Genomic DNA, 10,864 nt, shown 5'->3' on the forward strand with positions numbered 1-10,864 from the left:
ATAGCCAGATATAGGGTGATATAAAGGAAATTTTCCAGTTATTGACACTTTAGCCACCAATAACGGAGGGGCTATGAAGGTTCTCGTAGAGGATGAGATTCGACGGGCAGTAATCGGCTGTAAGGCGTCGAGAATTGCAGTTGCCTATATCGGCGTTGATTGGCAGAAGTTTATACCCGATGCAAGTCATTTGAAATCGATAATTGTTTCACCAACCATCGGCAGCAATCCTTGGGCAATTTCCGATCTTGTAAAAAAAATCGGCTGGGAGAAAGTGGCCTTTCTCGACGAGTTGCATGCAAAGACGTACATAGGCAAAAGTTCGGCCGTCATCGGAAGCGCCAATCTCACGCGCAATGGGCTTGGCTCTGAAGGCCTAGTCGAGCTTTGTGTAGAGATTAATGCCTCGGAAAGCCTTAAGAAAGTTAACAAAGCCTTCGATGACCTGAAAAATCGAGCCCAAGAGCAATACCCAACAACAGAGTCGAAGAAGTCGCGGCTAAAAAAGCTTGAGCAGAACTGGGGGGCGGCGATAGCCAATCGAATAGTCAGGAACAACCAGAACAATAATATACCTGCCTTCTCGGATTTCGAGCCTCTTGGGGAAGACCATTTTTACGTACTTTGGTATCAGCCTGTTGACTGCGAGTATTCTGATGATGTGAAGGTCATAGAATCCTTTATGAGTGATGACATTCATTTTGCTAGCACTGATAAAGTTGAAAAAAACAAATGGGCGCTAGTTTGGCGTATCACAAATTCAAACAAGCCACACAAAACGGCAAATCCTCACTGGTTTTATATCCACGAAATATTTGAAAATGGCGTGGTTGATGATGGGTACGAATACCCCAAGTGCGCTATTCAACGGAAGGACTTGGATGTTCCGTCTCCCCCGTTTGAAATTACAGGGGAAGTTACGGTTGCCTTCAAGAAGGCGATTCAAGAGAAAGATATCGCGAAGCACTTAGTTCAAGAGGAGTGCGAGGTTTTTAGCCTCGCATGTTCGCTAAAGGGCATACCTTCTCTCATAAACAAGATGAAAGAATACATAGCTAACAAGACAAATGCAGCCGACGCCAAAAAGCGGCGCGGCTGATTTGCAACGTTGGGCACTATAAATCACTGGAAGCACACTAATGTATGTTGAAGATCTAATTCGACTAGTTCCATCAAATTCCCCTGAGCAAGTAGAAGCAGCTCGGAAAAAATGGGAAAGACCCATAAAAGAAGCCATAAAAGCAGAAAGTGGTTTTAAGCTAAAGTGGTCAGGGCGAGGAACCTCAGATGCGGTTCATCGGCCAGACGGTCAAGTTTCTATTTCAACCAGTGAGGTCGGGAAACCACTTCCTCCCGAGTTCATTCATCATCCAATACCTCCTGAGTACGAATTAGCAGCCGTTCTACAAGTTTGGCTCACTAAGATACGAAGCGCTAAGCAAAGCACAGTTGATATGCTTGATCTTCTTCAAGTACTAGAGACAGATTTGAAAAATGCAGGAATCGAGACTGATAGCGCTGATAATGCTTTTACCACGGGAAAAGGTTTTACTCGTCTGTTGGAGCAGCACTCAGATCCCGAAAAGTTTGATCTTGTGAAATACGTGCTTCGAGCTTCTCCCAATGTTCTTGGGTGCTTTTGGTATCGGCCGGATATAGATTCCTATACCCCTCGAAATCATTCATATCATATTAAACATAAGCAATCGACATACCGTACAAATATTGAACTGTATTGGGGCGTGATAGCATTATCCGCAACCGCACTAAATCTATCTATTGAAGGGCTGACCGCAAAAGTTCTAGCCCATGAACTTGGGCATGCGTACACATATCTAGGGTATGATCGGGATGGGACACGTTGGACAGGGTATGATTTCGAAAATCTCAGTATTGAGCTTAAAGAGGGTTTGGCTCAGTATTACGCATATCGTGTCGGACTATCACTTGAAAACAAATTCCCAGAACTACTTAAAACATACAACGATCTATTGCCGAAGCAACCACCATCGTATCGCACTCATCTGCCCTGGCTGCAAGATGATTCGCCTGAGGCTTTAGGTGTGGCACTTGCAAAACTGCGTCGCTTTGGGAATATAACTCTGAAGGAGTTTGAATCAGGTTTGATGAATGAAAAGACTCGGTGATCTATCCAATTCTACATCGCCCAACCAATAAGGATTGAGTCGACCCATTGAGATAAATCTGATGGTTGGCATGGATTTCACGGGTCGAACTCAATCCATTGTTCAATAAGCCTGGCACTATTATTTAAAGGGAATCCCCCCAAGTGAAAATCCTCCTATCCACTAAACAAGTCTTTTTCATCATAGTTGTCATCTTCTTCCTCCTCCCCATCTCCGTCCCCGCCTTCCCGGGTAAAGTTGTTGGTATCACCGATGGCGATACTGTCAAAGTCCTACGTTCCGAAACCCATATCCAAGTAAAAATAAGACTTGCCGGCATTGACACCCCGGAGAAAAAACAGGCATTTGGTCAAAAGGCAAAGAAATTTACTGCCGGTTTGCTTGCTAATCGTATTGTCGAAGTAAAACCAATTACCAAAGATCGCTACGGCAGGACTGTTGGCTATATCTATTGTGATGGCCAGGATGTGAATTTGGCAATTGTCAAGAATGGTTATGCCTGGGTGTATAGAAAATACGCACCAAAGCCAAAGAGTAAAGCGGACAACGGGCCATGGAATTTCATCTGTGTGATTTTTCCATAAATGCCTAATTGGCAAAGGGCTGGGAGAAAATTTAAGGATTTGATAGATAGCGGAACTGCTTTTCAGAAAAAGTGGGCTGGTTATTTTTTTCACGAAAATTGCGTCAATAATGTTTAAGGGATGAGAAATGAAGGAAGTCATTGTTGCGGGAGAGGTAATTAGGGGGATATTTAATTTAATTCTAATGCCTCAAGGGGTTTTACTGGCATGTGGTGGAATAATAGTTTTGGCTTCGATTAGTGCGATAGTTTTTTCCCGTAGGATTTCACCCATTGAAAATTTACTTAAAGAAGCCATTAAGAAAATTGATAAAGCTAAGGACGAGTTAGGTTTTGTAAAAATATATCAAGAGTTGGAAGAGTGGATTAAAAAATCAAAGATTTTCAGTATTTGTTGGGATGAATTTACAGAAACATTAATTTTCCCAGACGAACCTCAGAGATCTATTCGTAATGCATTTCCAGCAGAAAATTATTTCAATGAAGAAACCCTTATTAACCCTTATCTTAATATTCGGTTCTATAATAATTGGCCAAATATTCTCACCGGATTAGGAATTTTAGGTACATTTATAGGATTAGTAGCTGGCATTTATATGTCTACAAGCGGAGGTACGATAAATGAAGATTCCATTAAAAAGTTAATAGATGGTGCAGCATTAGCTTTTTCTACTTCTATTGCAGGCATACTCTCCTCTATCATCTTTTCATGGTTTGAGAAACATCATCTAAACAGAGTTTCAAATCTAATTCATTTATGGAACAATGCATTAGATACAAGATTAGAAAGGGTGACTTCTGAGGGACTAGCCATAAAATCGTTAGAAGAATTAAGAATCCAGAGCCAAGAACTTAAAATGTTCAACACTGAATTGGCGTTCAATATTGCCAATGCTTTAGATGAAAAAATGTCTGGGAATTTAATACCTATACTGCAAGATCTGATTGTTGCAGTTGAAGGTCTGAGAAAGGATAGGGCCGATACTAACGATAAAATGCTCAAGGAAATTGTAAAAGAATTTATAGCGACTCTTCAGGGGGCTGCTGGCGAAGAAATGAAAGAACTGGGCACATCTATAAAGTCGCTAAATGAAATGATGGTTGAACAACAAAGAAAACTGTCAGAAGCACAAGATAAGATGCAGGGGGAGACTGAACGCTCTGTGGAGATTATGAGTAAATCCCTGGAAAAACTAGATCAGACGGTTGAAAATATTGGGTTAACATCAGAGGCAATGAACGATACTGCTAATAGTTTTGTGGGAGTTACAAAGTTGTTGCGGGAGAGTTTTAATCAATTAGAAACTGTTTCAAGGAGACTGGAAAACGTCGGTATTGGCCTAGAAGAAGCTACAGAGGATATTAAAAAAACAAATAGTCAAAACGCTGAAGCTGTTAGCATTCTTAAAGCTGGGGTTGAACAACTCTGGTCTATGCAAAATTCATTGACGGAAACGTGGAAGGATTATCAGCAGAGATTTGAAAAAATTGACCAAAGTGTAGAAGGGTTTTTTCATAAATTGCAGGAAGGGGTTCAAGCATACGCCGAACAAGTTCATAAGTTTATGACTGATATGGATAGTTACATGGCAAAAATTACGCAAGATCTTGGTAGTGCCGCAGGAGAGACAAGAGAATCCGTAGAAGAATTAGCTGAAGTTCTTGATGGATTTTCGAAAAACTTAAGAGGGGTCTCTCAAGGTAGGCCAGGTAATAATTGATGAGTTTTAAAAAAGGCCGTATATTAAGTCAGGATGGAAGCTCAAGTTACATTATGTCAATTAGCGACTTAATGTCTGGTCTAGTTTTTATCTTTATTATCATACTCGTGTATTTTGTTATACATTATAAATCAGTTAATAAATCTCTAGCTAGCAGAGATGCAACTAGGACGAGGATTCTACATACGATAAAAGAAAAAATTGAGGAGAAAGAGCTGGACAAAAATTTAGCAATTGTTATAGACGCAAAAAATGGGGTTATCCATATTCGAGATAAAGCAGATCAAATGTTTTTTAGGTCTGGTAAGGCTGTGCCTGAAGAAAATGGTGTTATTGTGATTGGAGGTCTGTCTGATCTATTGAAGGAAATTGTTCCTTGCTATACTACCAGCCATGAAAAATATTGCATATTATCACCACATCCAAAGAAGGAAGATAGAAAATTAGAAACTATCTTCATTGAAGGACATACAGACAGTATCCCGATCTACAATCAAAAATTTAAAAGTAATTGGGAGTTGTCGGTAGCAAGGGCAATTGCAACTTATAATATTTTGGTAAATAAGAATGAGATATTAAAAAACATAACAAATGAGTCAGGACGGCGTATTTTTAGTGTCAGCGGATATGGTGATACTCGTCCAATTTCAGAAAGTAATAACGGAAAAGATTGTCAACAAGACAGGCGAATTGATCTGCGCTTCATTATGACACCTCATGATAATGAAGAAATTAAAAAAATAATGGAAAAACCACTTTCTGCAAAATAAACAAATGCCAATTAATCAATGGTTACATACATCACACCTCTTTGAATTTCAAGGGTTTCCTACGACTTTTGAAGTCCAAAAAGCACTTCAAAAAATACGTACTCGTTTCGGGGAGGGGTTTACTACTCAGATGCCAAATAAATACGACTCAGAGTTTATTTATAAAGAGGTTTCAAATGCTTGGCAAAAAGAAAAAACTCTTCATAATTTAAATTTACGTACCTTAAAAAGAGCACCATTCATTTTGTTGCGTGAGGATATTGGTCCCGCCCCCGGTGCTTTAGGTGATCACCAGCCTCTTCTGAGTAACTATCTAGAATGGCTGACACAAACATCAAATTATCGATCAATTAAGTCACTGCTGTCAGAGTTCCTCTATCGCTACAATCCTGAAGCCTCTTGGTTTGATTCTTTAAATAAATCTCTAACCGTTTTATTGCAGAATGCAACAACTCATCGATTGACCAAAATCAAGGATCTAACTTTTCAATCTCATTTTTTAGATAAAGATGGGCCACGAAAATTAACAGATCGAATTTTAAAACAACACGTAAATATTGAAAGTGCTTTAGGTAAAGCTGGACTGCAAGGTCGTTTGGCGGTTCGAGGTTTTGTTAAACACGTTTTCAACACGCTCAGTCAAGATATTCGCTCAAAAATTACAGACCAAAACCTGAGATTAGCCGAATTGAAGATTTTCACCGATTGGGTGGTTACTGGAAAGGGCTGCTTTCGTTTTCCTGAAAACAGAACTCAGCTGATAAATAATTTATTAGAGCCTTTCTCTCAAGGAGATGACCCAGAAAATGCTAAACAAGCTATTTTTACTTTTTTAATCAAAAACGCAGGAGATCCTAGGATAGATAAACGTCATTGGCATGATGTCTCTGGCGTAGCGCAGCAAGTCATGAAGCGGTGGCTGGTCAAATCTACCCTAGAGGATTTTTTTCGTCTCTTAAAACACGTTGCGGGTAATGATCCAGATGCTGAAAGAATGTGGAGGGATCGGCAACAATTCTGGACAGCCTATTTAAGGCGTAATGCCATAGGTGATGCTTGGGTTGTTTTGGGGCAAAAAGCGCGTCAACTAGCTGAATATTCATTCAAAGAGTTTAAAGGAAGCTATGGCCATCTGCAAGGAGGCAATGTTAACCCGCTTCATTCCGCGCTGCTAATGAGGATTGACAACCTTATAATAGCAGAGTGGAGCCATAATGGTAAGTGTCATATTTGGTCGGAAAATGTCCCCAATAAGCCTCTTTTTTACAAAAAAGAATATCTGCGTGACGAATTACGAAATGAGCTTTCAGACAGCGATATAAATTCACCTCCTTTCATACATGTAAAATCAAACCAACTTCTTTGGCAGGGAAGGGTTCGGAATTATATAAGAAAAGTGACAGGTATCGATGTCCCTTTGAGCGAACTGAACTAGGATATTAAATGGCAAAATTACTTTGGGAACTAACGAATCATAATGTGCATTTCACATGTACTGAACGCGACAATTTACTTCCAGTTAATGAATGGGGCCGTCACGAAATAATTACGGCCGAAAATAAAACAGGCAGTGTTGGGGCTTTATTGCTTTCTCTAGACAGTGAATCTAGCGAATTGCGAGATTCGTTTTGCATTAAAGTCCCACATAAAACCATAGCTAATTTTGAAGCACACCATCTTCAGCAGCTTGGCCTACCAAAACCAAGTATGTTTCGCTTACATATCCGAGGAGAAGGCAATTTAGCCCACCCAGATTTTCGCTTCCATTTTCATTTTGCTCGAATAAATGGGCAACCGTTACTGAATCCTTCGCGTTTTGGATCATTTCTTACTGATGGCACTTCTCAGACAGTTTTGCTTGATCCGATCTTTAGTCTTGCGGAAAAGATGGATACCTATAATGAGCTTCCAGAAGAGGATATGGATGCAAGATTCCTAGCTTGGGGAGAAATAAAAGAACTATTACCTGATAATGTAATAGTTGATAATTATTTGTCAGCAATAAAGGTCGCACCAGCTGATGCCTTCACTTTGGAAATCACTGGAAGCAACTCCTTGGATTTCAACCCTATCCTGGTGCAAGGAACAATTGATACTTCTAACGAAGATATTCCTCAAGAGAAGAAACCATCTTTTCGTCCTCTTTTGCCTCCAGAACATCAACAAGCATTCAATAAAAAATTTTGGAAGTCAAAATCTGTACGTAATCATTATGCTATAGGAAACGGCTGGTTTATTGCCATCCCACGTACTCTCCAGAAAGTTTTATCAATAGCGCATTCATATAAACTCCGACCAGCAGAAGATAGACGGGCATTTTTAGCCAACCCAAGGCAAGTTATTGTGAAACAGTTGGGTGCAGAAATCTCCGAGGATATTTTAGAAGATCTTTTTTTCGAGTCCCCTGAGTTTTTAAGTGATCGTATAAAATATCTAGGGATATGGCAACCTAAAACAGGGGTATTTTTATTGCCTTCAGATCAAGATTGGTTGGCTGGTAATGAGGAATTAGGAATTCCAATTGATGATAGCATTGTCCGGGTTTCTGTGAAGGATCTGCCAGAGTTAATTGATTTGGTAAAAGAAGCAAAACAAGCAAAACAGAAATTTGTTCAATTCAAAGGGCAAAAAATCCCTGCAACAGATGCCGCATTAAAAGCATTATCTCTAAACCTTCCCGAACAAAAACCAGATTCAACTAAAAATAAAGGAAAATGCGGAACTAATGATAGTCCTTCAGAGAAAACAGTCCCTATCATCATCGATCATCTTTCTAAACTTGGATACGAAAAATCTATAATAAAAAGAGATGGAGAGGTTGGATCAGTTCCTAATAACTTAAAATCTATTTTGTTACAGCATCAGAAAAAAGGAGTTATCTGGTTACAAGATAACTGGGTACATGGTCGACCAGGTTGTTTGTTGGCAGATGACATGGGGCTTGGAAAAACATTTCAAGCACTAGTTTTTATGGCATGGGTGAAAGGCTTGATGGTTGTCAGCCTAAATATTAAGAATCCGATGTTAATAGTTGCCCCAACTGGTCTTCTGAAAAACTGGGAAGACGAGATCCATAAGCATCTTCTTCCTCCTGAATTGGGGTTACTTTACAGAGCTTATGGTGCGGGGTTTAGGGCATTGCGGGGGGTATCTGAAACTCAAGCTGCACACGAATTATCAAATTTTGATCTTGTATTGACAACATATGAGACATTACGGGATTACATCAAAATTTTCATTAAAATATCTTGGTCTGTTGTTGCTTTTGATGAAGTGCAAAAGATAAAAAACCCCGCTGCTTTAATGACAGATATGGCGAAGTCTTTAGCGGCGTCCTTTTCTGTCGCTTTGACAGGTACACCTATCGAAAATCGTCTTGCGGACCTTTGGTGTATACTTGACACGGTATATCCAGGAAGGCTGGGAACTTTGAAACAATTTTCCCAAAAATATGAATCAAAAAATAGGGAGAAACAGGCAGGTCAATGTATTGAGCTGAAAAAAACGTTAATGGATGAGAATCCAGTAATAATGTTACGAAGAATGAAAGAAGATCATTTGGATGGTCTTCCACTCAAGACAACTAAGATCATTGAAGTCGAAATGCCTGAAATCCAAGCTCAGGCTTATCATGTGATACTGCGTGAGGCCCGTAACAACCTATCTGAACCAGGGAAAATGCTCCAGACATTGCAATCGTTACGTTCAGTTTCACTTCATCCTTATACTTCTTTAGATGCCGATATTGACGATGAATATATAAATAATTCTGCTCGATTGAAGGCAACTATTGATATTTTAGATAAGATTTTTAAGGATAACGAAAAAGCTCTCATTTTTTTGGAGAGTCTTGATATGCAACAATTACTTGTTCCATATTTACAGAAACGATATCATCTCAATTCTCCACCAATGGTTATCAATGGCAGTATTAGTGGCCAAAAACGTCACGAGCGAGTGCAAAAGTTTCAAGATTCTACCAATGACAATTTTGATGTCATGATTCTTTCGCCTAAAGCAGGAGGTGTAGGTTTGACTTTAACTGCAGCTAACCATGTAATACATCTTTCTCGTTGGTGGAACCCAGCAGTTGAAGATCAATGTACAGACAGAGTATATCGCATAGGTCAAGACAAAAATGTAACAATTTATTTTCCATTGGCATTGCACCCTGAACTTGGGGAACATAGCTTTGATAGTAATTTGCATAATTTATTAGAAAAAAAACGACAATTAAGTCGTGACGTATTAGCTCCTCCAGCAGGAACCGATCAAGATATGGCAGACCTTTTTAATGATACAATTAGGGGTTTTTCAGCTAGCAAACATAAAACTTTTAATATGGATCAAATAGATTTATTGGAACCCGTTGCATTTGAAAGAATGATTTTGGCGGAACTTGCCCACATAGACTATGAAGTTAAAACCACACCTGTGACACGAGATTTTGGGGCAGATGGAATTGCTTTAGCACCAACAGGATCTGGAAAAAACAATTTGATTATTCAGTGTAAACATACGCAAGGAACCCGTCATTGTTCAGAAGATGCTGTATTTGAAATAGTGAAGTCACTAGAACATTATCAAGATTTACCGAGGCCATTTAAGGCTGTAGTGGTGACTAACGCACATGGTTTTACAAAGAAAGCAAAATTACATGCAACAATGAAGTCTGTCCTTTTGGTGGATAGATTTTCTTTGTTTAGGTGGTTATCTTCTCCAGATAATATTCCCACTCCCCTACACTAATTTTTCAAGGGGTAGGTGTCTCACCTTCATTGTCACAGAGGGGATTCTGTTACTGGTAGTTTTTGTTTTCCTAATATAGTTTCACCGGAGAGCAATTGGTAGAAGTTGATGACAATACAGAGTATCAACGACACTTACAAGGCGCAGTTGTTTTATAATGGTTAGCGTCAACCCGGGTTACGCCGAAGCAAAAGTTTTTAACGAGGATAATGAACTTATTGTTCACGGTACGTCAACTTTGAAGATACTGCCCGGTAAAGGGTTGAAAGCTAAAGTACCAAAGTTTTCATAAATGAGCCGAGAATGTTTGAGTGGTACTCTTGTTAAGCAGTATATCGATATTTTTAGCGGTTATCAGTTTTTTTTCTTAGCGAGCTATTGGCAGTGGGCATTGCTTTTTTAGCTGTTATGGTTGCTTTTTTAGCATCGCGACGCAAGGAACGTTATTTTATGTATGGTATGTTGTTAGGAGCGATCATACTGAACTTCGTCTGTTTGCAGTATATGGGCATTTTAAAACCTGAAACAAAAACACAAGTCGAGAATGTCTACCGGTCACTGAGGCTATCCAAAAAGGTCTTGGTATGATGAAAGGTGACAATCCAGATGAGATGAAAATGGTTCCTGTTATTGATCAGATGTTACAGATTGCCCGTGAAGTGGATACAGAGTGTTAGCGACTGCGTGAAAATGTATGAAAAGCGTCAGTTTGAAAATGTGGCTATTTTGGACGTTTTTTATGGAATGTTTTATGCTTCAGCCGAACACGACCCTTGCTATTGCTAAACTTGAAGAATATGAAGAATTAAGAAGAGTTCTTTACACCTTCTTTTTGAAGAAAATACAGCATTTTCATACCGCCACAATTCGTACAGTTTCAGAACGTCGGTGACA

General features: G+C 39.4%; 7 protein-coding genes. All 7 read left to right on the top strand.

Going from position 1 to position 10,864, the window contains the following annotated elements; genetic code table 11:
- Positions 1-73 precede the first annotated feature (73 nt).
- The 7 genes from U9P07_09945 to U9P07_09975 all read left to right on the top strand — a co-directional run bounded on the left by U9P07_09945 (position 74) and on the right by U9P07_09975 (position 9,970).
- Positions 74-1,099 carry a phospholipase D-like domain-containing protein gene (locus U9P07_09945; protein MEA2109726.1) on the top strand — a complete coding sequence of 342 codons (1,026 nt, stop codon included), beginning with the start codon at positions 74-76 and terminating at the stop codon, positions 1,097-1,099.
- Between the two features lie 40 nt (positions 1,100-1,139).
- Positions 1,140-2,147 carry a hypothetical protein gene (locus U9P07_09950; protein ID MEA2109727.1) on the top strand — a complete coding sequence of 336 codons (1,008 nt, stop codon included), beginning with the start codon at positions 1,140-1,142 and terminating at the stop codon, positions 2,145-2,147.
- 143 nt (positions 2,148-2,290) lie between these two features.
- Positions 2,291-2,731 (top strand): thermonuclease family protein, encoded by a 441-nt coding sequence (locus U9P07_09955; protein MEA2109728.1) that lies wholly within the window; start codon positions 2,291-2,293, stop codon positions 2,729-2,731.
- Positions 2,732-2,858: 127 nt separating this feature from the next.
- Positions 2,859-4,451: an anti-phage ZorAB system protein ZorA gene (zorA, locus tag U9P07_09960; GenBank protein ID MEA2109729.1), complete on the top strand. Its 1,593-nt coding sequence runs from the start codon at positions 2,859-2,861 to the stop codon at positions 4,449-4,451.
- Complete coding sequence (locus U9P07_09965) at positions 4,451-5,221, top strand: OmpA family protein (GenBank protein ID MEA2109730.1); 771 nt, start codon at positions 4,451-4,453, stop codon at positions 5,219-5,221. The genes zorA and U9P07_09965 overlap by 1 nt, the downstream gene beginning before the upstream one ends.
- A 4-nt stretch (positions 5,222-5,225) precedes the next feature.
- Positions 5,226-6,656 carry an EH signature domain-containing protein gene (locus tag U9P07_09970; protein ID MEA2109731.1) on the top strand — a complete coding sequence of 477 codons (1,431 nt, stop codon included), beginning with the start codon at positions 5,226-5,228 and terminating at the stop codon, positions 6,654-6,656.
- 8 nt (positions 6,657-6,664) lie between these two features.
- Positions 6,665-9,970, top strand: a complete 3,306-nt coding sequence (locus tag U9P07_09975; protein ID MEA2109732.1) for an SNF2-related protein — start codon at positions 6,665-6,667, stop codon at positions 9,968-9,970.
- The last annotated feature ends 894 nt before the right edge of the window (positions 9,971-10,864 follow it).

This window comes from Pseudomonadota bacterium, assembly GCA_034660915.1.
Classification (GTDB): Bacteria; Desulfobacterota; Anaeroferrophillalia; order Anaeroferrophillales; family Anaeroferrophillaceae; genus DQWO01.